This window comes from Streptomyces sp. NPDC058469 (assembly GCF_042721125.1).
Lineage (GTDB): Bacteria > Actinomycetota > Actinomycetes > Streptomycetales > Streptomycetaceae > Streptomyces.
Genome location: NZ_JBHXME010000020.1, coordinates 33721 through 58503, shown reverse-complemented (window position 1 = coordinate 58503; position 24783 = coordinate 33721). Strand labels below are relative to the sequence as shown.

The following is a 24783-nucleotide window of genomic DNA, read 5'->3' as shown; positions in this document are numbered from 1 at the left end:
GCCTCGGCGATGGTGAAAGGTGTGGGAGGTGGCAGAGCGCGAACGGCGGGCACACTGAAGAAACGATCGATGGCGTGCGCTACCGGACCGCTCGCAGCGCTTCGCTCAGCGTAGACACAGCGAAGCAAGCTGAATTCTTGTCACCTTTCACAACTCCCGTCAATCCTTCACCAGTTGGCCGCAGGTCAAGATCAGGGCATCACCGCGACCAGATGCCGGCGAAGCCCCTCCAACTCGACGTAAAGGCCGGGATCGACCAGCTCGTCGCCGTCCCGGTCGTAGGTCATGTCGCTGAGCAGTTCGGTGAGTTGGCGGGAGCCACCGCGCAGGTCGGTCCACGGGAGGCGGACCCGGCCCTGGGCGGGCTGTTCGGAGAGGTTCACGACGACGAGGTGGCGGCTGGAATCGGTGGTCCAGGACCATGCGATCAGGTTCTCGTGGGTCGGGTTGTCCGGCCAGCCCGAGCAGTCGAGCAATTGCCACTCCCCTCCCGTGCGCATACCGGAGGAGGCGACCGCGGCAAGCAACTGGTGGTGGAACGCGAGGAGTTCCTTGTCGACGGGCTCCTCCGGCCGCCGGGAGAGGAAGACCGGCGGGCGTACCCGTCGCCCCTCGAACTGGCCCTCGTGCCAGAGCGTCGCGCCGGGGAGGGTCGCGATGGTGACCGCCGCCGCCCGTTCCCGCTCGGGCGACAGGGTGGCGGCGGCGCGGGGTTCGTCGTGGTTCTCCAGGAAGCGGACCAGGCCGCGCTGGTAGCGGACGTCGGCCTGCAGATGGCCGCGCACCGATTCCGCGCCCTCGTGCAGCAGCCGGTCGTAGAGCCGCTTGTCGTAGCAGTGGTCGAACCCCTGCTGCTGCAGGGCCCATTCGAGGTCCCAGTAGGCCTCGGCGACGAAGAGGAGATCGGGGTGGCGCTCGCGGACCTTCGGAATGGCGTACGGCCAGAAGTCCTCGGCCGGTGCCGCGCCCGCCCGTTCGCCCCAGGTCTTCGCGAAGACGTCGGTCATCAGCAGCATGGCCATGTCGCAGCGCACGCCGTCCGCCTGGTCGCCGATCGAGGCCAGGGTGTCGACGGCCGCCGTGCGCAACTCGTCGCTGAAGGCGTTGAGTTGGACGACGTCCGGCCAGGGAGCGAAGTAGGGGTCGCGGCCACGGGCGAACACCTTGCCGCCGACTTCCAGGAAGGCGGCGGGATCGCGGGCCAGGTCGTCCTGGGTGCCCTGGACCAGGCAGCCGGGGCGTTCGGTCAGCCAGGGGTGGTCGGGGGCCACGTGGTTGGGGACGTAGTCGAGGATCAACTTCACGTCACGGGCGGCCAGTTGGGCGCGGGCCGCCGCCAGGCCCTCCGGGCCGCCGAGGGATGCGTCCACGACGTAGTTCCGGACGCAGTACGGCGATCCGGCCACGTCCTCCGGGCGGAGGTCGGGCAGCGCGGCCCGGAACGACGCCTGGAGCGAGGCGTCGCGCAGCGCGATCTCCAGTCCGGCCGGGCTGCGTTCCCACACACCCATCAGCCAGACCGCGTCGACGCCCGGGAGTGCGACCTCGTCCCAGGCGGGCGCGGGCACCTCGCCGAGGGTGACGGGGCGGCCGTAGCGGCTGCTCAACTCCCCCAGCCAGATCAGGGTGTTGATCTCGTAGATCACCGGGTGCTCGGGCCAGGCGGTCATGACAGGGGCTCCTCTCGGTCGCCGGTCGGGCGCAGGCTCTCGCGGCCCCGGGCCGACCATTCCTCATCGCCCAGGGTGCGGAAGAGGGTGGCGGTGACCGCGGACAGTCCGGTCCAGCCGGTCTGGTGGGAGGCGCCGAGGCCGGCGCCGTTGTCGCCGTGGAAGTACTCGTAGAAGAGGATCAGGTCCTTCCAGTGCGGGTCCTTGGCGAACTTGGCCTGGGCGCCGTGTACCGGCCGGTGTCCGTCGGCGTCGCTGAGGAAGGTGGCGGTGAGCCGGTCGGAGATCTCGCGGGCGACCTCGTAGAGGGTGAGCTGTCGGCCTGATCCGGTCGGGCACTCGACGGTGAACTCGGCGCCGTGGAAGGCGTGCAGGTTGAGCAGCGCGCGGATCAGCAGCAGATTGACCGGGAACCACACCGGGCCACGCCAGTTGGAGTTGCCGCCGAACATCCCGGAGTCGGACTCGGCCGGCAGATAGCCGACGCCGTACGTCTCTCCGTGCACTTCGAAGGTGTAGGGGTGCTCGGCGTGGTGGCGGGAGAGGGAGCGGATGCCGTGCGGGCCGAGGAACTCGCCCTCGTCGAGCATCCGGGACAGGATGCGCCGCAGCCGGTCCTCACCGAACAGGGCGAACAGATACCGGCCGTCGGCGTTCGGGCCCAGCGCCTCGTGCGAGGAGATGGTGGCCTCCACGGCCGGATGGCGTTCGAGGAACTCCCTTGCACCGGCGACCAGTTCGGGGAAGCGGTGGTCCGCCCAGCCGCCGACCAGGCTGGTGGCCGCAAGGGGGATCAGTCCGACGAGGGAGCGGACCTTGAGCCGGGTCGCCGTGCCGTCGGGCAGCCGCAGCACGTCGTAGAAGAAGCCGTCCTCCTCGTCCCACAGGCTCGCGTTGTCGGCGCCGATGCGGTTCATGGCGACGGCGATCCACGCGAAGTGCTCGAACAGGGACTGCGCCTGCTCGATGTAGACGGGGTTGTCGACGGCCAGCTCTATGGCGATCTCAAGGAGGTTCTGGCAGTACAGCGCCATCCAGGCCGTGCCGTCCGCCTGGTCGAGGTGGCCGCCGGTGGGGAGCGGGGCGCTGCGGTCGAAGACGCCGATGTTGTCGAGGCCGAGGAAGCCGCCCTGGAAGACGTTGTTGCCGTCGGTGTCCTTGCGGTTGAGCCACCAGCTGAAGTTCTTCATCAGCTTCTGGAAGGCGTTCTCCAGGAAGGCGCGGTCGGCCTTGCCGGTGCGGTGCTTCTCCAGCTCGTAGAGGAACAGGGTGGCCCAGGCGTGCACGGGCGGGTTGACGTCGCCGAAGTTCCATTCGTACGCCGGGATCTGGCCGTTGGGATGGAGGTAGAGGCGGCGCAGCAGCAGGTCCAACTGGCCCTTGGCGAAGGTGAGATCGACCATCGACAGGGCGACGGTGTGGAAGGCGAGGTCCCAGGCCGCGAACCACGGGTACTCCCAGGTGTCCGGCATCGACATGATCTCGTCGTTGACCATGTGGTACCAGTTGCTGTTCCGCACCCGGGGGTCGGAGGCGAGCGGGTCGACGCCGTGCTCGGACAGCCACCGCTCGACGTCGAGGTAGTAGTACTGCTTGCTCCACATCATCCCGGCCAACGCCTGCCGCACCAGCCGCCGTTCATCGACCGACGAGTCGGCGGAGGTGATGCCGTCGTAGAACTCGTCCGCTTCCGCACGCCGTTGGGTCATGACGGTGTCGAAGTCGCCGGTCCAGTCGGGCAGTTCGGTGGCGCTGAGGCGCAGGCGGACGGTGGCGCTCTGGCCGCCCGGGATGGTCAGCACGTGGTGGACGGCGGCCTTCGTGCCGGTCCGGTCGGGGTTGACGGCTCCGGTCTCGCCGCCGACGACATACCGGTCGATGCCGTCCTTGACGTACGGGGAGGAGTTCGAACTGCCGAAGATCTTCTCGTTGTTGGTGTCGTTCTCGGTGAACAGGGTCTCCGCGTCCGCGTCGCAGTACAGCCGGCACTGGCCCAGCTCCTCGTGGTCGGCGCGGAGCGGCCCGCCGGGTTCCTGGTGGATGGACGGTACGGCGGTGCCGCCGGCCCAGGACCAGGTGTGCCGGAACCACAGGGTCGGCAGCAGGTGCAGGGGTGCCTCGTCGGGTCCGCGGTTGTGCGCGGTGATCTCGATCAGCAGGTCGTCGGGGCCCGCCTTGGCGTACTCGACGAACACGTCGAAGTAGCGGTCCTCGTCGAAGATGCCGGTGTCGAGGAGTTCGTACTCGAAGTCGCCGCGGCCCCGGGCCTGGTTCGTCGCCTTGAGGTCCTCGTACGGGAACTCCGACTGCGGGTATTTGTAGAGGTACTTCATGTACGAGTGCGTGGGCGTGCTGTCGAGGTAGAAGTAGTACTCCTTGACGTCCTCGCCGTGGTTTCCCTCGGAGTTGGTGAGGCCGAACATCCGCTCCTTGAGGATCGGGTCGCGGCCGTTCCACAGCGCGAGCGCGAAGCACAGTCGCTGTTTGTCGTCGCTGACGCCCGCGATGCCGTCCTCGCCCCAGCGGTAGGCGCGCGAACGTGCCTGGTCGTGGGTGAAGTACGACCAGGCGTCACCGCCCTGGCTGTAGTCCTCCCGTACGGTCCCCCACTGGCGCTCGCTCAGATAGGGACCCCAACGGCGCCAGGGCACCCCGGAATCATCGGCCTCGGCCAGCCGTCGCCGCTCGGCATCCGGTGTGTCACCGCTCGTCCCCATGGTGTGTCCTCCTCGTGGCCCGGCACATTCCTCCAGACTCCGGGGTCTTGCGCGCGACGGCAACGGATACAGGGCCGACCATGCGGATGGTCCCTTCTCGTTCATCTCCGGGTTCGGGCGGATGGTTCATCTCCGGTTCGGGCGGAGTGCGCGAGGACCACCGCGACTGCCAGCAGCAACGCCGCTGCCGCCGCGACCGGCGCCACCAGGAACGCTCCGGCGCTGCCATGTCTGTCGACCAGGAACCCGGCCAGCGCCTGCCCGGTCGCGGTGCCGAGCGGGCCACCGGCGCACAGGACCGTCAGGGCGACGGTCGCCCGGTCGGCGGGTGCGAGGCGTTCGGTGAGGGCGTAGAGGCTGATCAGATACGGAGCGACGGTCACGCCCGCGACGGCCATGGCGGCGGGAAGCACGTGTCCCCGCTCCCCGGCGACCAGGGTGAGTGCGCCCAGCAGCAGCGTTGCCGCGAAGGTCACGTAGCGCCGGCGGAGGCTGAAGCGCGTGGGGAGCCAGGCGCAGGCGGCGCCCGCCAGGGCGCTGCCGATGCCGAAGACGGCGTAGAGGAGTCCGGCGCTGCCGGGGTGCCCGCTCTCGTTGGAATAGGCGGTGACGCCGGTCTGTACGGCGCCGAATATCGTGCCCATCGCGGCCATGGCGACGAACATGGCGGCAAGTGGCAGTCGGGGCAGGGGAGTTCGCGCGGCGCGTGCGCTCCTACGGTGTTCGGTGCTCCCCTGGTTCAGGGACAGGGCGAAGGGCAGCGTGGCCAGGACGAGGAGGGCGATGGCGGCCACCGTCGGCGCTGTCGGGCCGAGGGCGGTGAGCAGTCCGACGAGCGCGGGTCCGGCGACGAAGCTGATCTCGTCGGCGGTCGCCTCGTACGAGAAGGCGGTCGGGATGAGGTCGGGCCGGGCGCGGGCGTGGAGCAGGCGCGACCAGTGGACCCGTACCAGGGGGCCGACCGGTGGTTGGGTGAGGCCGGACAGGGCCGCAGCGGTCAGCATGCTCGCGCGGCCGGTGTGGCTCGCCACGACGAGGCCGGTCAGGGCGGCGGCGTTGGCGAGCGCGGTGACCGTCCCGGCGAGGCGGTGGCCGTGCCGGTCGGCCAGTGTTCCGGCGATCGGGGCGCCGAGCGCGTTGGCGATGCCCTGGGCCGCCGCGGCGAGCCCGGCGAAGGCGTAACTGCCGGAGGCGGCCTGGACGAGGACGAGCGTCGCGAGCGACGAGGTGGCGTAGGGAAGGCGGGCCAGAAAGCCCAGCGGGAAGAATGCCGCGCCGGGAACACGCAGCAGGGATCGGTACGCCATCGGCGTCTCCAATGAGCACGTCGGAGAGACGCGCTACCCAGCCACCGGCGCGTTGACGATCCCGATTCTGCCGCGCAGCCTAGCGAGGGGACCGGCCCGTCACCAGACGGTTTCAGTCCCTTCCGTGGTCGCCGAAAGCCGTAACTGACAGGAATCGGACGGGGAGTTCGATCAGTTCCTGGGGGCCGTGCGCGCCCTCGCCGTCGAGTTGGAGGGCGTCGCCGGGGCGCATCGTGTAGGCCGCCTCTCCGTGGCCGTAGAGCATGACGCCTTCGAGCATGTAGAGCAGTTCGGTGCCGGGGTGCTGGAAGAGGGGGAAGACCTCGCTGGACTCGGTGAGGGTGACCAGGACGGCTTCCATGCGTTTGTGGGGGCCGCGCAGGGCGCCGAGGAGTTCGTAGAGGTGGCCTACGCGGCTGCCGCGGCGGATGATCTGGGCGCCGTGGCCGGAGGGGACGTAGACGGCCTCGCGTTCGGTGTCGACGCCGCGGAAGAGGGCGGTGACCGGGACGTTCAGGCCGGTGGCGAGGCGGCCGAGAGTGGTGAGGCTGCACGACGTGTGCGCGTTCTCGATCTTGGAGAGCATCGCTTTCGAGATGCCGACCCGGGCCGCCATCTCCGCAACCGACAGTCCGGCCGCGATCCGGTAGCGACGCACCTGCCGGGCGATCGCGGTCTCCAGGTTCACGGGCTCGTCGGCCTGTTCCCGGGTGATCTCCCGGTCGGGCAGAGCGGCTGTCTGGTCGTGGTGGTCCGTGCCCATGGCTGCCATTCTGCCCGATAGGCCTTGGTTTGCCGGGAGTTGCGGGTCGGTGGTCAACGGTTCAGGGCGAAGCGTGGATGGGGCTCGGCGCGGCCCAGGGCGAGGTCGGCGGCCATCGCGCCGATGAGTGGAGTGAACTTGGCGCCGTGGCCCGAGCACGGGGAGACGACGACGAAGGGGCCGGTGCGGTCGAGCACGAAGTCCTCGTCGGGGGTGGTGGTGTAGAGGCAGCTGGCCTCGGCGACGGGCGTGGGGTCGAGGCCCGGGAGGGTGCGTTCCACCCACGCGGTGACCTTGTCGCGGGAGGCGGGGTCGACGATGCCGGTGCGGGTGTCCGCCGTTGTGGGGGTGCCCTCGTCGTGCTGGGCGACCTTGAGCGCCGGGAGCGGACCGCCGTCGCTGCCGGAGGGGAGGCCGTAGAGGTTCAGTCGGTCCTTGTAGACGAAGACCGGCCAGGCGGTCGTCTCCGTTTCCGGGGTGCGTCGGCGGAAGTGGAAGACCTGCTGCTGGGTCACTTGGAGGCGCGGCAGGGGCCCCAAAATGCCCAGTGGGGCGGCGAGTTGGGGCAGCCAGGCGCCGGACGCGACCACGACTGTGTCCGCGATGACTGTGGGGCCGTCCGAACTCAGCGCGACACGACCGTCGTTGCGGATGTCCGCGCCGGTGACGCGGGTGCCGGTGAGGACCTTGGCGCCCAGTTCGGCGGCCCGTCGTACGGCGGCGTCCACCGTCGCGTCGGCGTCGACCGTGCCCGCGTCCGGGTGGTGGAGCACGGGGCCGTCGAAGCGGAACTGCGGCCAGCGGTCCGTCGCTTCGGCCGCGGTCAGCAGTTCGTGCGGTACGGCGGCTGCCGCCAGGTTCTCCGCGATGCCCTCCGGGTCTCGGCCCGCGCCGAAGTCCAAACCCCCCGTGAGGCGCAGCAGTTGGGTACCCGTGTCGCGCTCCAGCTCCTGCCAGAGTTCGCGGGCCTCACCGGTCAGGCGAACGTAGAGGGGGTCGGCGTAGGCGCGCCGGTAGATGCGTGAACTCCCGTGGGAGCTGCCGGACTTGTGCCCGACGTCGTACGCCTCGACGATCGTGACCTCGTGGCCCTGCCGGGCGAGTTGCCAGGCCGTGGCCGCGCCCATCAGGCCTGCTCCTACGACGGCGATCACAGGGCGGCTCCGGAGCTGCCGGGGATCCAGTCGGTGCCGGCGAGGGGGACGCGGGCCATGGCGGCGGACTCAATGGTGAGGGCGACCAGGTCTTCGGGTTCCAGGTGGTGGAGGTGGGCCTTGCCGCAGGCGCGGGCGAGGGTCTGGGCCTCCATGGTGAGGACGCGGAGGTAGTTGGCGAGCCTGCGTCCGCCTTCGACCGGGTCGAGGCGGGCGGCGAGTTCCTCGTCCTGAGTGGAGATGCCGGCCGGGTCGCGGCCGTCCTGGAAGTCGTCGAAGTAGCCTGCTGCGGAGCCGAGTTGACGGTACTCGGCGTCGTGGCGCGGGTGGTTGTCGCCGAGGGCGATCAGGGCGGCGGTGCCGATGGCGACCGCGTCCGCGCCGAGCGCGATCGCCTTGGCGACATCGGCGCCGGTGCGGATGCCGCCGGAGACGATGAGCTGCACCTCTCGGTGGACGCCGAGTTCCCGAAGTGCCCGCACCGCCTGGGGAATCGCGGCGAGGGTCGGGATGCCGACGTGCTCGATGAACACCTCCTGGGTGGCGGCGGTGCCGCCCTGCATGCCGTCGACGACCACGACGTCGGCGCCCGCGTGGACCGCGAGTTTCACGTCGTAATAGGTGCGTGTCTCTCCGACCTTGACGTAGATCGGCTTCTCCCAGTCGGTGATCTCGCGGAGTTCGCCGATCTTGATGGTGAGGTCGTCGGGGCCGGTCCAGTCGGGGTGACGGCAGGCGCTGCGCTGGTCCACGCCGACCGGCAGGGTGCGCATCCCGGCCACGCGGTCGGTGACCTTCTGGCCGAGCAGCATTCCGCCGCCGCCGGGCTTGGCGCCCTGTCCGAGGACCACTTCGATGGCGTCGGCCTTGCGGAGGTCGTCGGGGTTCATGCCGTAGCGGGACGGCAGGTACTGGTGGACGAGGTGCTTGGACTGGCCGCGTTCCTCCGGGGTCATGCCGCCGTCGCCGGTGGTGGTGGAGGTGCCGGCCGCGCTCGCCCCGCGCCCGAGCGCCTCCTTGGCGTTCGCGGACAGGGCGCCGAAACTCATGCCGGCGATGGTCACCGGGATGTCCAGGTGCAGCGGGTACTTTGCGTTGCGGGTGCCGAGGACCACGTCGGTGTCGCAGCGCTCGCGGTAGCCCTCAAGCGGGTAGCGGGACATACTGGCGCCGAGGAAGAGCAGGTCGTCGAAGTGCGGGAGGGGCCGTTTGGCGCCCCAGCCGCGGATGTCGTAGACGCCGGTCGCGGCGGCCCGTTGGATGGCGTGGATGGTGGCACGGTCGAAGGTGGCCGACTCGCGCAGGCCGTGTGATGCGAAGTCCATGGAAGATGCAACTCCCTCAGTACGCCGTCGAGTTGTCGACCTTGAAGTGGTACAGCTGCCGGGCCGAGCCGTAGCGGCGGAAGTCGGCGGGGTCCTCGTCGAACTCCGCCGTCTTCAGCAACTCGGCCAGTTCCGTGAGGTGTTCGTGCCGCATCTCCCTCTCCACGCAGTCCGCGCCGAGGGACTTGACCGTGCCCTTGACGTAGATCCGGGCCTCGTAGAGGGAGTCGCCGAGGGCGTCACCCGCGTCGCCGCAGACCACCAGCCGTCCCGCCTGTCCCATGAACGCGCTCATGTGGCCGACGTTCCCTCCGACGACGATGTCCACGCCCTTCATCGAAATCCCGCACCGGGCCGCCGCGTTGCCCTCGATCACCAGGAGCCCGCCGTGCGCGGTGGCCCCGGCGGACTGGGAGGCGTCGCCGCGCACCCGGACGGTGCCGGACATCATGTTCTCGGCGACGCCGACTCCGGCGTTGCCGTGCACGGTGACCGTGGCGTACTGGTTCATGCCGGCGCAGTAGTAGCCGACGTGGCCCTCGATGTCGACGCTCACCTCGTCCTTGAGACCGCAGGCGACGCTGTGGGCGCCCCGAGGGTTCAACACCCGCCAGGACGCGACCGGTTGGGGAGCGTGGAGCGCCTGGTTGAGATCGCGGACGGTGGAGGCCGCGAGGTCGGCGACCTCCGCCCCGGTCAGCGCTGCCATACGTACACCTCTTCCGGCTCGGGTTCGAAGATACGGGCGTGCTCGATGCCCGGCAGGACGTCCAGGGCGCGGTACTCGGAGGCCATCGCCACCCAGGCGTCGGTCTCGGCGACCAGCGCGGGCTTGCAGGCGATGGCGTCGCGGACCACCGCGAAGGAGTCGGCGGTGGAGACCAGCAACGTGTAGAAACCGTCGAAGCGCTCGCACAGCAGCCGCAGCGCCTTCTCCAGGTCGGTGCCGCGGGCGAGGTGGTGGGCGACGAAGCGGGCACCGACCTCGGAGTCGTTCTCGCTGTCGAACTCCACGCCCTGAGCGCGGAGTTCACGGCGGATGGTGGCGTGGTTGGCGAACGACCCGTTGTGGACCAGGCATTGACCGGGGCCGACGGAGAAGGGGTGCGCGCCTTCGGGGGTGACGGCCGACTCGGTGGCCATCCGGGTGTGGCCGACGCCCTGGTAGCCGGTCACTCCGGCGAGCCCGAACGACTCGGCCAACTGGATCGGATTTCCGGTGCCCTTGAGTACGGCGAAGCCCTCCCCCGAGCCGATGACGGTGGCCTGTGGCAGCGCGGTCGCGATGGTGGCCAGCAACTCGGCGACCGGCGACTCCGCGTGGACCACTGTCGTGGCGTCGGCGGCGACAACCACCGCGTCCGGCAGGGCGGTTGACGCCCCCTGCGGGGTCACTCCGAGCAGGGAGACGACAGCGCGCCCTGGCGGCGACAGACGCGGGTCGCCGTAGACCGCGACGCCCGCCGAGTCCGGGCCGCGTTCGACGACCTGGCCCAGCATGGCGGTGAGCAGTTCGCCGAGCCGGTGTTCGAGGGAGGGCTCACGGAGATGGAGCCCGACGATTCCGCACATGCGGCTCTCTTCCGACGAGGAGGAACGGGATGGGATGGGGAGGAACGGGCGGGTCAGAAGGCGGTGAGGTAGCGGTCCAACTCCCAGGCGCCGACCGTGCCGTGCCAGTCGAAAAACTCCTGGCGCTTGACCTCGCCGAAGTACCCGCTGACGCCGGGGCCCGCCGCGTCGAGGGCTCCGCCGATCACCGGGTCGGCGGCCAGTGCCTCCACGGCGTGCAGCAGGGTCGGCGGCAACTCGGGGCGGGACGCCGTAACCGCCGCGTCTCCCGGTTCGCCGGGGTCGAGGGCTCGCTCGATGCCGTCGAGTCCGGCTGCCAGGGCCGCGGCTGCCGCGAGGTAGGGGTTGGCGGAACCGTCGCCGCCGCGCAGCTCGACGCGGTTGCCGTCGGGGACGCGGATGAAGTGGGTGCGGTCGTTGCCGCCGTAACCCGCCTTGCGGGGTGACCAGGTGGCGCCCGAGCGGGTCGAGACCGCGCCGGTGCGCTTGTACGAGTTGACGGTGGGCGCGATGACGGCCTGGAGGGCGCGGGCGTGGTCGAGGATGCCGCCGACGAAGGAGTAGGCGAGCGGGGACAGGCCGAGGCCCCGGGTGTCGGAGGCGTCGGGGAAGGCGGGTTCGCTCCCCCGCCACAGCGACAGGTGCATGTGCATCCCGGAGCCGGTGCGGTCGGTGAACGGCTTCGGCATGAACGTGGCTGTCATGCCCCGCTGTTCGGCCAGTACCGACACCAAGTACCGCATGGTGATGACCCGGTCGGCGGTGGTGAGGGCGTCGGCGTAGGCGAAGTTCTGCTCGAACTGCCCGTTGCCGTCCTCGTGGTCGTTGGCGTAGTTGCCCCAGCCGAGGGAGTTCATCGCCTTGGATACGGCGGTGAGGTGGTCGTACATCCGGGTCAACCCCCGGGCGTCGTAACAGGGTTGGGCGGCTGTGTCGCGGCTGTCGGCGACGGAGAGCGTGCCGTGTTCGTCGCGGTGGACGAGGAAGTACTCGATCTCCGCGCCGACCGCGAGGGACAGTCCGAGTTCGGCGGCGCGGGCCAGTACGGCGCGCAGGATGATGCGGGGTGCGTACGGCCAGGGCTTGCCCTCGACGTGCGGGTCGCAGTGCACGAGGGCGAGTCCGGGGCGTACGAAGGGCAACGGGGTGTAGGAGGCGGCGTCCGGGAGCGCCATGACGTCCGGGTCGCTGGGCTGCTGACCGAGCGCGCCGGCGGCGTAGCCCGCGAATCCGACGCCCTCGGACTGGAGTTCCTCGACCGCCTCGACGGGGACGAGTTTGGCGCAGGGTTTGCCCGCGAGGTCGACGAAGACGGCCAGGACGAACTCGATGCCGTCGGCGCGGACTTGGGCGGCGAGGTCGGGTGCGGGGTCGGCCGCTGATGCCGGGCCGGTGGTCGTGGGCGGTGCGGCTGCGGTGTCCATCGCCATGGGAGGCTCCCAGCATCCAGGGTTTCCTGATGTGAATCCCTATTTCCCATCAGGAAACTCCGTCGCGATTACGGCCCCATTTCCCGTAGGGAAGCACCCTGTTGCCGGTTCCGGGCGCCCCGGCGCCGAAAGATCGGCAATCTCCTGTGCGGATATGGCGTTCTCATATTTCGATAGGTAGCCTCTCATCCGTTCGTCACGTCTCGCCGGGGAGGCCGTCATGGCAGGCACGATGCAGGGCAAGGTCGCCGTGATCAGCGGAGGTTCGACCGGCGTGGGGCGGGCCGTCGGTGCAGTGCTCGCCGAGAACGGGGCGGAGGTGATCCTGCTCGCCCGCCGCGCCGACCGGCTGGAAGGGGCGGCGCGGGAGATGCCGGGTTCGGTGCTGACGATCCCGACCGACGTCAGCAGCGGCGACAGCTTCCGTGCGGCGTTCGCTCAGATCGAGGAGCGGTTCGGGCGGGTGGACATCCTGGTGAACAGTGCCGGCGCCGCCCGCATCCGCGCCATCGAGGACACCGCCGACGAGGACATCCACAGCTGCATCGGCACCAACCTCCTGGGCCCGATCCACACGATCCGCTCGGCGGTGCCGCTGCTGCGGGCGGCGGGAGGCGGTGACATTCTCAACATCTCCTCCGAGATCACGCTGGACCACATGCCGCTGGTGGCGATGTACGCGGCCGGCAAGCACGGCCTGAACGGCTTCACCGCCGCGATGCACAAGGAGCTGCGCGGCGACGGAATCCGGGTCGCCCTGGTGATCCTGGGCTCGATATCGGACAGCGCCTTCATCGAGAACTTCCCCGGCGAGGACCGGCAGCGCGCCGCGCCGGTATGGGAGGCGGACGGCTATCTGACCAGGGTGGGAGCCATGAAGCCACTCCCCTCCGCGACCGTCGCCCGGGTCATGTTCCAGTTGCTCAGCACCCCGCCCGAGGTCGTCCAGGACGTGGTACACATTCGTCCGGCGGGCTGAGGGCCCGCCCACGCACCACACTCCGGCCCGCGCCCATGCGCCGCACCCCGGTCGCCCCGCGCGCCACCGTCCGGTCGACCCACGCATCGGGATCCGCCACCCCATAAGCCGGCCTTATGAGGTCATAGACCGGACCCGCATACCGACTTAGGCATGCCTTAGTTTAGGCTTCCCGTCGAGTCGCCTGTTTTCGCTCGAAGGGAACCTGATCATGCCGCGCCCCCTGCGGGTAGCCATCGTCGGAGCCGGCCCCGCCGGGATCTACGCCGCCGACGCCCTGCTCAAGTCCGAGGTGGCCGCCGAACCCGGCGTGTCCATCGACCTCTTCGAGCGGATGCCCGCGCCCTTCGGCCTGATCCGGTACGGCGTCGCCCCCGACCACCCGCGCATCAAGGGCATCATCAAAGCCCTGCACCAGGTCCTGGACAAGCCGCAGATCCGCCTCTTCGGCAACGTCGACTACCCGACCGACATCAGCCTGGACGACCTGCGCAGCTTCTACGACGCGGTGGTCTTCTCCACCGGCGCCACGGCCGACCGCGACATGTCCATACCGGGCATCGACCTCGACGGCTCCTACGGCGCCGCCGACTTCGTCTCCTGGTACGACGGCCACCCGGACGTCCCGCGCACCTGGCCGCTGGAGGCCGAGAAGGTCGCCGTCCTCGGTGTCGGCAACGTGGCCCTCGACGTGGCCCGCGTCCTCGCCAAGACCGGCGACGAACTGCTGCCGACCGAGATCCCGCCGAACGTCCACGAGGGCCTCAAGGCCAACAAGGCGCTGGAGGTCCACGTCTTCGGCCGCCGCGGCCCGGCGCAGGCGAAGTTCTCCCCGATGGAGCTGCGGGAGCTGGACCACTCCCCGAACATCGAGGTCATCGTCGACCCCGAGGACATCGACTACGACGAGGGCTCGATCACCACCCGGCGCGGCAACAAGCAGGCCGACATGGTCGCCAAGACCCTGGAGAACTGGGCGATCCGCGATGTCGGCGACCGCCCGCACAAACTGTTCCTGCACTTCTTCGAGTCCCCCTCCGAGATCCTCGGCGAGGACGGCAAGGTCGTCGGCCTGCGTACCGAGCGCACCGCGCTGGACGGCACCGGCAACGTCAAGGGCACCGGCGAGTTCAAGAACTGGGACGTCACCGCGATTTACCGCGCGGTCGGCTACCTCTCCGACAAACTCCCCAAGCTCCCCTGGGACATCGACTCGGGCACCGTCCCCGACGAGGGCGGCCGGGTCATCCAGGAGACCGGCGAGCACCTCCAGTCGACGTACGTCACCGGCTGGATCCGGCGCGGCCCCGTCGGCCTGATCGGCCACACCAAGGGCGACGCCAACGAGACGGTCGCCAACCTGCTCGACGACCACGCCAACGGCCGTTTGCACACGCCTGTCTCGCCCGACCCCGAGGCCGTGGAGGCGTTCTTCGCCGAGCGCGACGTCCGCTTCACCACCTGGGACGGCTGGTACCGACTGGACGCCGCCGAAAAGGCGTTGGGCGAGCCGCAGGGCCGCGAGCGCGTGAAGCTCGTCGAGCGTGAGGACATGCTCAGGGCGAGCGGCGCGTAAGCCTCGCTCCCGCACAGCTGAGACCGAGGGGCCCGGCGGCCGTACCGCCGGGCCCCTCGCGCATGTCAGCTCGCGGTCCTGCCGTACCGCGCGAACACGGTGTGCCCCGCCTCCTCCGCCGCCAGGCACTCCAGGTGGACGGGCGGACCGCCCGCCGGGAAGAGCCGTTCGCCGGTGCCGACGACTGTGGGGAAGGTGATCAGCCGGTACTCGTCGACCAGATCCTCCGCCATCAGCGTGCGTACGACGCTCAGGCTGCCGATGACGATGACGTCCCGCTCCTCGCGCTTCACGGCGTCGACGAGGTCGCCGTCGAGGACGCTCGAATGCGACCACGCCGACACATCGGTCAGGGTGCGGGACGCGACCAGCTTCCTCCCGGCGTTCATCCGCGCGGCGAACGGGTCGTCGCGGCCCGGCCACAACTGGGAGAACGCCTCCCAGGTCCTGCGGCCGAGCAGCATGACCCCGTCGTCGAGGGTGCTGCCCAGCCGGAACTTGTCGCCGCCGATCGCCTCTCGGCCGTAGCGGAACATCCAGCCCCCGTTCGGGGTGCCCTCGGACCCGTCGGGGTCGGACACGATCCCGTCCAGGGTGGTGAACTGAATGACGATGACGCTCATGATGGGTGTCCTTTCGGTCGGTGCTCACCGGTACGTACCGGCGGCGTCGGCCGAACTCATCGGTGCGGGCGCGGTCAGTCCGAGAAAATCCGTCGCGGCAGGTCGAAAGCCGCCAGCACCTGCGGATCGGTGAAGACGACGTTGCGGGTGACGCGTCCGCCGGCGACCGTGAACACCTGAATACTGTGCAGCCACCGGTCTCCATCGCTGCCCGACGCGTACGCGGCAAGCGCTGGTTGCCCGTTGGCGACGAGTCGCCTCAACGCCCAGTCCGCGCCCCGGAGTTCGAAGACCCGGCGCATGAACGCGCCGTAGTGCTCGGTGCCCCGGAACCAGAGCGGCAGCGGCGGCATCTCCAGGACCACGGCGTCCGCCAACAGCCGTACCAGGGCGGGGACATCGGCCGCCTCGAACGCCCGCAGGTAGCGGTCGACGACCTCGCGTGCCCCGGGGTCGTCCGGTTCGGCGATCGTGTCGCCGTCGCCCACGTCCGTGAGGGTCGCGCGGGCGCGCTGGAGTGTGCTGTTGACGGCCGGGACGGTGGTGTCGAGCTGGTCGGCGACCTCGGCGGCGCTGAACTGCAGCACCTCGCGCAGTACGAGCACGGCCCGCTGCCGCGCGGGCAGTCGTTGCAGGGCGACGATCAGCGCGAGCCGCATGTCGGCGCGGGCCTCCACGTCGTAGCGCGCGTCGGGGAAGGGTTGCAGCCAGGGGATGTCGGTCGCCGGGGTGAGCGGTGTCCCGGGGTCCTCGCTCGGTGCGCCGAGGCCGGACGGGAGGGGTCGGCGTGCCCGTCCTTCGAGCGCGGTGAGGCACACGTTGGTGGCGATGCGGTACAACCAGGTCCGTATGGACGCGCGTGCGGGGTCGTACCGCTCGCGGGCCTTCCACGCGCGCAGCATCGTCTCCTGCACCAGGTCCTCGGCCTCGTGGAACGAGCCCAGCATCCGATAGCAGTACGCCACCAACTCGCCCCGGTACGGCTCGAAGTCCACCCGCCCATCATGGCGTACGGGCCTGCTAACGTCCCCCGGTGTTCTCCCTCCTCGAACCTCCGTTCTTCTCCCGCCTGCGCGACGCGCGCCGGATACTCGTCGCCGGTGCGGGCGGCGGTTTCGACGTCTACGCCGGGCTGCCGCTGGCCCTCGCCCTGCGCTCGGCCGGCAAGGAGGTGCACCTCGCCAACCTGTCCTTCGCCGATCTGTACGGCCTCGACCAGGACGTGTGGGTGGACCAGGACGTCGCCGCCGTACGCCCCGACACGGAGGCACGCGGCGACTACTTCCCCGAGCGGTCCCTTGCACGGTGGCTCGACCTGCGCGACATGCCGTCCACGGTGTACGCGTTCCCCCTGACCGGTGTGCGGCCGCTGCGGGACGCGTACCGCACGCTGATCGGGCATCTCGGCGGTGTCGACGCCGTCGTGCTGGTGGACGGTGGGACCGACATCCTGATGCGGGGCGACGAGCACGGGCTGGGTACGCCGGAGGAGGACATGGTCAGCCTCGCGGCGGTGAACGGGCTCGACGAGGTGCCGGCGCGGCTGGTGGCGTGCCTCGGGTTCGGAGTGGACGCGTATCACGGGGTCAGCCACTCGCTGGTGCTGGAGAATCTGGCCGCACTCGATCGCGAGGGTGCCTATCTCGGCGCGTTCTCCGTGCCGCGTGAGAGCCGCGAGGGGCAGCTGTATCTCGATGCGGTGGCTCATGCCCAGGAGTGCACGCCGGACCATCCGAGCATCGTCAACGGTTCCGTGGCGGCGGCCGTACGCGGGGACTTCGGTGACGTCCGTTTCACCGAACGCACGCGCGGCGGGGAGCTGTTCATCAATCCGCTGATGGCGCTGTACTTCTGCGTGGACGCGCCGGGGCTCGCGCGCCGCAACCTCTATCTCGACCGGTTGGAGCGGACCGCGCTCATCCGCCAAGTGAGCTCCCTCATCGAGGAGTTCCGCGACGAACTGCCCCGACAGCGGCCACCGCGCGCCTATCCCCACTGACCGCCGGGAATCGACCGTCTCCTTCACCGAGAGGGCACACGACAAGCTCCGCAAAGCTTTGCGCAATGCCTATGCAGACGCGTTTCCACCGGCTAGCTTGTGCGACAGCCCGCAGGTCGACGGAGACTTGTACGGCCGAAAGGAGCAGATCATGGGACATCTGCGATTCCCCTCAAGAGTGCCGGTCATCGCCGTGACGGGAGCGGCCCTGCTGGTCGCCGGGTGCACGTCGACCAAGAGCGGTGGGTCGGACACCGGCGCCTCCTCCGGTGGCAAGGTCTCCATCGGGCTGGTGACCAAGACCAACAGCAATCCCTACTTCGTCAAGCTGCGCGAGTCGGCGCAGGCCGAGGCGGACGCGAAGGGGGCCAAGCTCATCGCCCTGGCGGGCAAGTTCGACGGTGACAACCAGGGCCAGGTCGACGCGATCAACAACCTGGTCACCCAGGGCGTCAAGGGCATCCTCATCACTCCGAGCAACTCCACCGGCGTACTCGGCGCCATCAAGGCCGCCCGCGACAAGGGCGTCCTCGTCATCGCGCTGGACACCGCGACCGATCCGGCCAGTGCCGTGGACGCCACGTTCGCCACCGACAACCAGGCCGCGGGCGTCAAGCAGGGCAAGTACGTCAAGGCCGCCCTGGGAAGCAGGAAGCCCGCCGTCGTGCTGCTCGACGGCACGCCCGGCTCCACCGTGGACGACCTGCGGCACAAGGGATTCCTGGAGGGCTTCGGGCTCACGAGCGGTTCTTCGGAGATCAAGGGGACCGCAGTCACCAACGGTGACCAGACCAAGGCGCAGACCGCGATGGAGAACCTGTACCAGCGCGACCACGGGATCAACGCCGTCTACACGATCAACGAGCCCGCCGCCGCCGGCGCGGCTCAGGCGCTGAGCGGCAAGACGGGTGTCGTCATCGGCTCCATCGACGGCTCCTGCACGGGTGTGGCCAACGTCAAGAGCGGCAAGTTCGCCGCCACCGTCATGCAGTTCCCGAAGAAGATGGCGCAGGACGGCGTCGACGCCGTCGTGAACTTCGCCAAGAACAACAAGAAGCCCTCGGGGTTCGTCGACACCGGGTCCCAGCTCATCACCGACAAGCCCGCGGCCGGACTGGACTCCAAGGACACCGCCTGGGGTCTGAAGAACTGCTGGGGCTGATCCGTGACCACCACGCACACCTCCCCCGCGACGCCCGAGGCCCCCGCCGCCCGGCCCCCGGTCAAGTCGCTGCTCGCGCGAATCCTCGGCAACGCCGCGGCGGGCCCGCTGGCCGCCCTGGTCATCGCCGTGATCGTGTTCGCGCTGACCACCAACACGTTCTTCAACCTCGACAACGGGTCGCTGATCGTGGAGCAGTTCCTGGTCGTCGGCACGCTCGCCCTCGGCCAGACCCTCATCATCCTGACCGCCGGCATCGACCTGGCCAACGCGGCCATCATGGTCCTCGGCACCCTCGTCATCGCCAAGCTGGGCCAGCACTCCCTTCCCGGGGGCCTCGCCCTCCTTGTCGGCGTCGTGCTGTGCACCGCCATCGGTGCCGTGTCCGGCACGTTGGTGACCCGGCTGCGGCTGCCCCCGTTCATCGTCACCCTCGGCGTGCTCAGCGTGCTGACGGCCACCGGTCAGTTGTTCGCCAACGGTGAGAGCTTCGCCGTCTCCTCCGGTGTGCTGACCTTCCTGGGCAAGCGCTCCTACCTGTTCGGCCGGATCGAGGTCACGTACGGCATGGGCGTGGCGATCGTCCTCGTCGTCGGTCTGTGGTTCCTGCTCACCCAGACCTCCTGGGGCCGCAACGTGTACGCCGTCGGCGACGACGAGGAAGCCGCCAGACTGACCGGCATCAACACCCGGCGCACCCTGCTGAGCGTGTACGTGCTGGCCGGGTTCGTCTACGCCGTCGCCGCCTGGCAGGCACTTGGCCGCATCCCCAACGCCGACCCGAACGCCTTCCAGACCGGCAACCTGGACAGCATCACCGCCGTGGTGATCGGCGGCACCAGTCTCTTCGGCGGGCGCGGCGGCATCCCCGGCACCGTCCTGGGCGCCCTGGTCGTCACCGTCCTGACCAACGGGTTGACCCAGGCCGGCATCGACAGCCTCTACCAGCAGGTCGCCACCGGCATCCTCGTCATCGTCGCCGTCGCGGTCGACCGTGTCGTCCGCAGGAGGGCAGCATGAACCAGCCCCGATCAGACGCCGCGTCCGCCCAGGCGCCCGCGCCGCACACCGCCGACGTGGTGATGAGCGCGAGCGGACTGGTCAAGCGCTACGGCAATGTCGTGGCCATCAGCGAGTCCGACTTCGAGATCCGCGCCGGTGAGGTCCTGGCCGTCGTCGGGGACAACGGCGCGGGCAAGTCGAGCCTGATCAAGGCCCTCACCGGAGCCCTCGTCCCGGACGCGGGAACCATCGAACTGGACGGTCGGCCGGTGCACTTCCACGGGCCGCGCGACGCACGCGCGGCGGGTATCGAGACCGTCTACCAGACCCTTGCCGTCGCCCCGCAGATGGACATCGCCACGAACCTCTTCCTCGGCCGACCCCTGCGTCGTGAGGGCTTCCTGGGCTCGGGGCTGCGCATGCTCGACCACAAGAGGATGCGCGCCCAGGCCGCCGAGCAGCTCGACCGGCTCGGCATCGCCACCATCCAGGACATCACCCAGCTCGTCGGCACCCTGTCCGGCGGCCAGCGGCAGGCGGTGGCGGTGGCTCGGGCAGCCATGTTCGGCACCCGGCTGATCATCATGGACGAGCCGACCGCGGCCCTCGGCGTGCGGGAGTCCCGTCAGGTCCTGGACCTCATCGCGCGAATCCGCGACCGAGGCGTCCCCGTCGTCCTCATCAGCCACGACATGCCACAGGTCTTCGAGATCGCCGACCGCATCCACGTGCACCGCCTGGGCAAGCGCGTCGCCGTGGTCTCGCCCAAGACCCGCACGATGACCGAAGTGGTGGGCCTGATGACCGGCGCACTGCGGATGGGAGCCGACGGCACACTCCTGGAGAGCACGACTCAGCACATGCCCGAGGAGAAGCCCGCCTCCCCCCACCCGTCGGAGTCCCCCGAATGACGATCACCGGCAGCCACCGCACCGGCGGGCAGACCGGCCCGAGCGGCACCCCGCTCTACGGGAACCCCTCCCTCGACGCCCTCGCGGAGCGGGCCCTGCACCTGGCCCGAAGCGGCCGGGCGCTCCTCGGCATCGTCGGCGAGCCCGGAGCCGGCAAGTCCACGTTCGCGGAACAACTCCTGGCCCGACTGGACAAGGAACAGCCGGGGTCGGCGGTGGCCGTGTCCATGGACGGATTCCACCTCGCCCAGAAGGTCATCGAGGCCCGGGGGCAGATGGCCGACAAGGGCACGATCGACACCTTCGACGCCGACGGCTTCGTCGCCCTCCTGCACCGTACGCGCGCCGAAACCGAACACACCGTGTGGTGGCCGGAGTTCGACCGCGACCTTGAGGACGCGGTGTCGGGGGCTGTCGACGTCGTGGCACACCACCAACTGGTCATTGTCGACGGCAACTTCCTGCTGGCCACGCGGGATCCCTGGCGGCGGGCCAAGCACCTGCTGGACGAGACCTGGTTCCTGGATGCCCTTCCGGAGCCCCGGCGCGAGCGGCTCGTCCGCCGCTACATCAGCCACGGCTTCACCCCTGATGCCGCACGCGCCAAGGCCCTTGGGGTCGACGAGGACACCAGTGCCCTCATCCGCAGCACCGTTTCACGGGCTGACCTCGTGCTCGGCGAGCTTGGATAAGATCCGGACATGGCAGGCAGAGCACCCCGGCAGACACCCACCATGTCCGATGTGGCCCGTCGGGCGGGCGTATCCGTGTCGACGGTGTCGCATGTGCTCAACAAGACCCGGCCGGTGGCCTCGGCGACGGTGCGCAACGTGCTGGATGCCGTCGCCGAAACCGGTTACGTTCCCGATCCGGTCGCCCGCGCCCTGGACAGCACGGGGTACGGGACCATAGGCCTCGCCATGTCCGCGCTGTCGAACCCCTACTTCAGCAACGTCGTGCACGGGATCGACCGGCACGCCTCGGCCGCCGGCTACTCGGTGCTGATGGCGGACACCCACGACGAGGCCGACACGGAGATCAAGGCGGTCAGCGAGCTCCTGCGCCGCAGGGTCAGCGCGATCATCCTGGCCGCCTCCGGTGACGGGGCCCAGGCCATCAGGTACGCCGACAAGGTCGACGTACCCGTCATCGCCATCGACCGGTTCGTTCCCGCCGCCGTCGACCAGGTCGCCGTCGACAACACCGAACCCACCGCGATCCTCGTGGACCATCTGGCGTCCGTCGGACACACCCGCATCGCCATGATCATCGGACGTGACGGCCTCACCACCACTCTTGAACGCAGCGACGGCTACCGGCTCGGCCTGCGCCGCAACGGCATCGACGCCGACCCGTCCTACGCGGTGGACGGCGACTCCAGCGAAGAGGGCGCGGAAGCGGCCATCGGGCAGCTCCTGTCGCTCCCGGAGCCACCCACGGCTCTGGTGGTGGGCAACAACCGCATGACGATCGGTGCCATGCGCGCTCTGCGCGACTCCGGTCTGACGGTGCCCGGCGACATGGCCCTCGTGTCGTTCGACGACTTCGAATGGGCCGACCTCTTCCACCCGCGGCTGACCGCCATGGCCCAACCCGCCCTGTCCATCGGGGAACAGGCCGTCTCCATGGCCCTGTCCCGGATCACGTCCCCCACGCTGCCACCGCGCAAGGTCACCATCAATCCGGCGTTCATGCACCGCGAATCGTGCGGCTGCCCGCCGTCCGATTCCTGACGGACGAGGGATCGCGGGCCGGTCGGTCAGCCCGTGGTCGGTGTCAGCGCCTGTTCGGCCCAGATGGTCTTGCCGGTCGCGGTGTGCCGGGTACCCCAGCTCGTGGTGAGCTGGGCGACCAGGAGCAGGCCTCGGCCGCCTTCGTCGAAGATCCGCGCCGGGCGCAGGTGGGGCGAGGTGGAGTTGCCGTCGGAGACCTCGCAGATGAGCGTACGGTCGTGGATCAGGCGGAGTTGGATCGGCTCGGCGCCGTAGCGGATCGCGTTCGTGACCAGCTCGCTGACGACCAGTTCGGTGACGAAGCCCTCCTCCGTCAGCCCCCAGGCGTCCAGTTGGGCGGCGGCGAGCCTTCGGGCCTCGGAGACGACCTCGAAGTCGGCGGCCAGGTCCCAGACTTGGACGTGGTCGGCGTCCAGGGCCTTCGTGCGCGCCAGCACCAGGGCGGAGAGCACCTGGTCGCAGCGGTCCTCCAACGTGGAGTGCGAGCCCGTCAGCGCCTGCCGCAGCCGGGAGATGCCGAGGTCCGGGTCACGGTCGACGGCCTCGACGAGCCCGTCCGTGTACAGGGCGACGAGGGTGCCTTGCGGCAGTTCGAGTTCGGTGGTCTCGAAGGGCAGGCCGCCCACGCCCAGTACCGGGCCGACGCTGATGTCGACCACTCTCGTGGTGCCGTCGGGCAGGTCGAGGACGGGCGGGGGGTGGCCGGCGCTGGCGGCGGTCAGTATGCGCGACACCGGGTCGTAGACGGCGTACAGGCAGGTCGCCCCGGTTTCACCGGCGCCGCCACGGCCGCCGTTCTCGTCGTCACCGCCGAGGCGCAGGACCAGGTCGTCGAGGTGGGCCAGGAGTTCGTCGGGCGGCAGGTCGACGTCCGCGAGCGTCTGCACCGCGGTGCGCAGGCGCGAGGATGCCGAAGCTCACGCTCAGGACGGTGCCGACCAGGAGGGTGGCGAGCACGATCCAGAACGCGGGGCCGCTGAACGCGTCCTTCGGGGCCGTGCGCGCCAGGTGGATCCCGGCGCCGGCCATCGAGACGTACACCGTGACCGCGAAGACCGCGCCCAGCGTGCGGTGCAGACGGGTGGGTCGGCGTGCGGCGGTGAGGAGTTGGGCGGGGCCGAGCAGCATGAAGGCGCCGCCGAGGACCGAGTGCACGATCATCGGCACGAGGCTGTGGCGGTAGGGCTCGATCCGGCCGACGAGGGCGTCGGTGACGTAGCGCGGGGAGACGACGCGGCCCATGACCCATTCGCCGAGAGCGGGGGCGCCGGGGCGGGCGTAGGGCCACAGTTCGGTCATCGCGATCGGCGCGTAGGCCAGGCACACGACCGTCACCGCGATCATCGTGGCGCGGCGCCAGGTGCTGTTCGTCGGACGACGCACGGCGGCCCCCTGCCGGCTCATGGCCTCGGCCCGGCCCTCGATGGTCTCTTCTGGACTATCGAGACGGTAGAGGCGGGCGCCGTCGGGGTCAACGGTCCTGCGCCCGTTCGCCGCGGTGCTGTACCCACTGCCAGAAGTCGACCATCATCCGCTCGTACCGGATGCCGAACTCCAGCGCCTCGTGCTGTCCCGGGGTCAGCAACCCGCCCACGTCGTCGGCGAGTTCCTCGTAGCCGTGCAGGGTCCTCTCGTGCTCGCCGAGCTGGACCGGGGCGAGGACGTCGGGCCGCCCGCCGAACCACAGCTTGAGGATGCCGCGCTCCCTGGCCTCGACCGGCACGAACTCCGGGTCGTCCAGCCAGCTCCGGAGGGTGGCCCGGCCCTGGCCGGTGAGGGTCAGCACCCGGCGGTTACGGCCACTTTCCCGCCGTACCTGGAACAGCAGTCCGGCCTCCAGCAGCCGGTCGCACTGCGCGTACACCTGCGCGTGCGGCACCGACCAGAACGGCGCGACCGTACGCGCGGCCTCCGTCTTCACGTCGTACGGGCTCGCCTCGCCCAGTCTGTCGATGATGCCGAGGACGAGGAACGAGGAGGTGGTCAGCCGCGCGTCAGACATGCGGCGACCGTATCGCGGTGTCGAACGAATACTTGGGGTCCGCAAATGATGTGAACTGCCCCGCGACGGGTAGTTCTAACTCAGCTAGCCCTCAACTCAGCGCCTCTTCCGCGTGAACACCTCCACTCAAAGGAACTGTGGTCTTGGCTCTCGCGTACCCTGACGCCCCGTCAGCCCGTCGACCCGGGCGTACCTGGACTATTCGCATCACAGGTCACCGCGACCGTACCGCCTCGGTCAGCTGCTCCTCCGGGTGCGGCATGCCGGCCCGGTCGCGTGACATCGCGGCCCTGCGCCGCTTCGCCGAAGCCCATGCGGCGGCCCATGTCAGAGCGGCGACCGTACGCCCCGACGCGGCCTGCGGCTGCCGTCGCCAGCGGTGCGCGGCGCACGAGGGGACCCGGGTCGACTGCTCGGGCTCGGTGCTGCTCGTGCTGCGCCACGATCCCGCGGTCGGCCAGGTGTGGACCCTTTCCGAGGTCTGCGCGGCCTGCGCCTCGCTGATGACGCACACCCGCGTCGTCGGCAAGCCGCTGCCACGCACCCGGCCGCCGCGCGAGGAGACGGTCGTACCGCTGAAGGCGCCGTCCGCGACGAGCGCCCGCTCGGTACCGGCCGTGTTCAGCGCGCCCCCGCCCGAACCGGGCGTCCCGTCCCGGCCGGGCGCCGTGGACAGGCGTCGGGGTCGGTGAGTCCCGGTGGCACACGGAAGGGACCCGCCCCGAGCGGATGGTGGGCGGGTCCCGTCCGCCCCACCATTCTGGGGACAGGTCCACGTCAGAGGCACGCGTGAAACCCGCCCGCCCGGAGTGAACCGATCACACCCCGCGCGTATGCTCGCGCGGTATCCCAGGAAAA

The 24783-nt window shown here is 70.0% G+C and carries 22 protein-coding genes and 1 pseudogene; 9 read left to right on the top strand and 14 right to left on the bottom strand.

Translation table 11 applies throughout. The features are described from left to right. Nucleotides 1-191: 191 nt before the first annotated feature. From ACFWP5_RS12925 to glnT, 9 genes are all read right to left on the bottom strand, one after another. Complete coding sequence (locus ACFWP5_RS12925) at nt 192-1670, bottom strand: alpha-amylase (RefSeq protein ID WP_384154411.1); 1479 nt, start codon at nt 1668-1670, stop codon at nt 192-194. Continuing rightward, nucleotides 1667-4387: a glucosidase gene (locus ACFWP5_RS12920; RefSeq protein ID WP_384154409.1), complete on the bottom strand. Its 2721-nt coding sequence runs from the start codon at nt 4385-4387 to the stop codon at nt 1667-1669. Before ACFWP5_RS12920 ends, ACFWP5_RS12925 begins: the two co-directional genes overlap by 4 nt. Before the next feature lie 101 nt (nt 4388-4488). Beyond that, nucleotides 4489-5694 (bottom strand): MFS transporter, encoded by a 1206-nt coding sequence (locus tag ACFWP5_RS12915; RefSeq protein WP_384154407.1) that lies wholly within the window; start codon nt 5692-5694, stop codon nt 4489-4491. Between the two features lie 112 nt (nt 5695-5806). Next, entirely contained in the window at nt 5807-6457 is a 651-nt protein-coding gene (locus ACFWP5_RS12910; protein WP_384154405.1) for a helix-turn-helix domain-containing protein, read from the bottom strand. Between the two features lie 53 nt (nt 6458-6510). Beyond that, entirely contained in the window at nt 6511-7611 is a 1101-nt protein-coding gene (locus ACFWP5_RS12905; protein WP_384154403.1) for an FAD-dependent oxidoreductase, read from the bottom strand. After that, nucleotides 7608-8936, bottom strand: a complete 1329-nt coding sequence (locus tag ACFWP5_RS12900) for an FMN-binding glutamate synthase family protein (protein ID WP_384154401.1) — start codon at nt 8934-8936, stop codon at nt 7608-7610. The genes ACFWP5_RS12905 and ACFWP5_RS12900 overlap by 4 nt, the downstream gene beginning before the upstream one ends. Before the next feature lie 16 nt (nt 8937-8952). Beyond that, on the bottom strand, nt 8953-9645 hold the full coding sequence (locus ACFWP5_RS12895; protein ID WP_384154399.1) for a glutamate synthase: 693 nt from the start codon (nt 9643-9645) through the stop codon (nt 8953-8955). After that, a complete protein-coding gene (locus ACFWP5_RS12890) occupies nt 9633-10508 on the bottom strand; it encodes a glutamine amidotransferase (protein WP_384154397.1) in 876 nt (291 codons plus the stop codon). Before ACFWP5_RS12890 ends, ACFWP5_RS12895 begins: the two co-directional genes overlap by 13 nt. A gap of 53 nt (nt 10509-10561) precedes the next feature. After that, nucleotides 10562-11938, bottom strand: a complete 1377-nt coding sequence (gene glnT, locus ACFWP5_RS12885; protein ID WP_384154395.1) for a type III glutamate--ammonia ligase — start codon at nt 11936-11938, stop codon at nt 10562-10564. Between the two features lie 220 nt (nt 11939-12158). On the opposite strand from glnT, the gene ACFWP5_RS12880 reads away from it, so the two are divergent. Together ACFWP5_RS12880 and ACFWP5_RS12875 are read left to right on the top strand one after the other, a co-directional pair. After that, nucleotides 12159-12917: an SDR family oxidoreductase gene (locus ACFWP5_RS12880; protein WP_384154393.1), complete on the top strand. Its 759-nt coding sequence runs from the start codon at nt 12159-12161 to the stop codon at nt 12915-12917. Between the two features lie 211 nt (nt 12918-13128). Next, nucleotides 13129-14493, top strand: a complete 1365-nt coding sequence (locus tag ACFWP5_RS12875; RefSeq protein WP_384154391.1) for an FAD-dependent oxidoreductase — start codon at nt 13129-13131, stop codon at nt 14491-14493. A gap of 65 nt (nt 14494-14558) precedes the next feature. On the opposite strand, the gene ACFWP5_RS12870 is transcribed toward ACFWP5_RS12875, so the two are convergent. Further along, nucleotides 14559-15116: a dihydrofolate reductase family protein gene (locus ACFWP5_RS12870; protein WP_384154389.1), complete on the bottom strand. Its 558-nt coding sequence runs from the start codon at nt 15114-15116 to the stop codon at nt 14559-14561. Between the two features lie 74 nt (nt 15117-15190). Next, a complete protein-coding gene (locus ACFWP5_RS12865) occupies nt 15191-16111 on the bottom strand; it encodes a sigma-70 family RNA polymerase sigma factor (protein WP_384154387.1) in 921 nt (306 codons plus the stop codon). A 38-nt stretch (nt 16112-16149) separates the two neighbouring features. On the opposite strand from ACFWP5_RS12865, the gene ACFWP5_RS12860 reads away from it, so the two are divergent. The 6 genes from ACFWP5_RS12860 to ACFWP5_RS12835 all read left to right on the top strand — a co-directional run bounded on the left by ACFWP5_RS12860 (nt 16150) and on the right by ACFWP5_RS12835 (nt 21923). Continuing rightward, nucleotides 16150-17115: a DUF1152 domain-containing protein gene (locus ACFWP5_RS12860; RefSeq protein ID WP_384154385.1), complete on the top strand. Its 966-nt coding sequence runs from the start codon at nt 16150-16152 to the stop codon at nt 17113-17115. Nucleotides 17116-17266: 151 nt separating this feature from the next. Beyond that, complete coding sequence (locus ACFWP5_RS12855; protein ID WP_384154383.1) at nt 17267-18277, top strand: substrate-binding domain-containing protein; 1011 nt, start codon at nt 17267-17269, stop codon at nt 18275-18277. A 3-nt stretch (nt 18278-18280) separates the two neighbouring features. Then, nucleotides 18281-19297 (top strand): ABC transporter permease, encoded by a 1017-nt coding sequence (locus ACFWP5_RS12850; protein WP_384154381.1) that lies wholly within the window; start codon nt 18281-18283, stop codon nt 19295-19297. After that, the gene (locus tag ACFWP5_RS12845; protein ID WP_384154379.1) at nt 19294-20190 is read left to right on the top strand and encodes an ATP-binding cassette domain-containing protein; all 897 of its coding nucleotides are present in this window, start codon (nt 19294-19296) and stop codon (nt 20188-20190) included. The genes ACFWP5_RS12850 and ACFWP5_RS12845 overlap by 4 nt, the downstream gene beginning before the upstream one ends. Continuing rightward, nucleotides 20187-20882, top strand: coding sequence for a nucleoside/nucleotide kinase family protein (locus ACFWP5_RS12840; protein ID WP_384154377.1), 696 nt, complete (start codon nt 20187-20189; stop codon nt 20880-20882). The genes ACFWP5_RS12845 and ACFWP5_RS12840 overlap by 4 nt, the downstream gene beginning before the upstream one ends. Nucleotides 20883-20891: 9 nt before the next feature. Then, complete coding sequence (locus ACFWP5_RS12835) at nt 20892-21923, top strand: LacI family DNA-binding transcriptional regulator (RefSeq protein ID WP_384154375.1); 1032 nt, start codon at nt 20892-20894, stop codon at nt 21921-21923. Between the two features lie 26 nt (nt 21924-21949). On the opposite strand, the pseudogene ACFWP5_RS12830 reads toward ACFWP5_RS12835, so the two are convergent. The 3 genes and pseudogenes from ACFWP5_RS12830 to ACFWP5_RS12820 all read right to left on the bottom strand — a co-directional run. Beyond that, nucleotides 21950-22828: pseudogene (locus ACFWP5_RS12830) on the bottom strand (SpoIIE family protein phosphatase); the annotation flags it as partial. Beyond that, complete coding sequence (locus ACFWP5_RS12825; protein ID WP_384154373.1) at nt 22728-23306, bottom strand: hypothetical protein; 579 nt, start codon at nt 23304-23306, stop codon at nt 22728-22730. The gene ACFWP5_RS12825 and the pseudogene ACFWP5_RS12830, both read right to left, overlap by 101 nt. Nucleotides 23307-23394: 88 nt before the next feature. Continuing rightward, entirely contained in the window at nt 23395-23925 is a 531-nt protein-coding gene (locus tag ACFWP5_RS12820) for a PadR family transcriptional regulator (protein WP_384154372.1), read from the bottom strand. Between the two features lie 260 nt (nt 23926-24185). Between ACFWP5_RS12820 and ACFWP5_RS12815 the strand changes: the two genes are divergently transcribed. Then, nucleotides 24186-24617 carry a hypothetical protein gene (locus ACFWP5_RS12815; protein WP_384154371.1) on the top strand — a complete coding sequence of 144 codons (432 nt, stop codon included), beginning with the start codon at nt 24186-24188 and terminating at the stop codon, nt 24615-24617. Nucleotides 24618-24783: the final 166 nt, after the last annotated feature.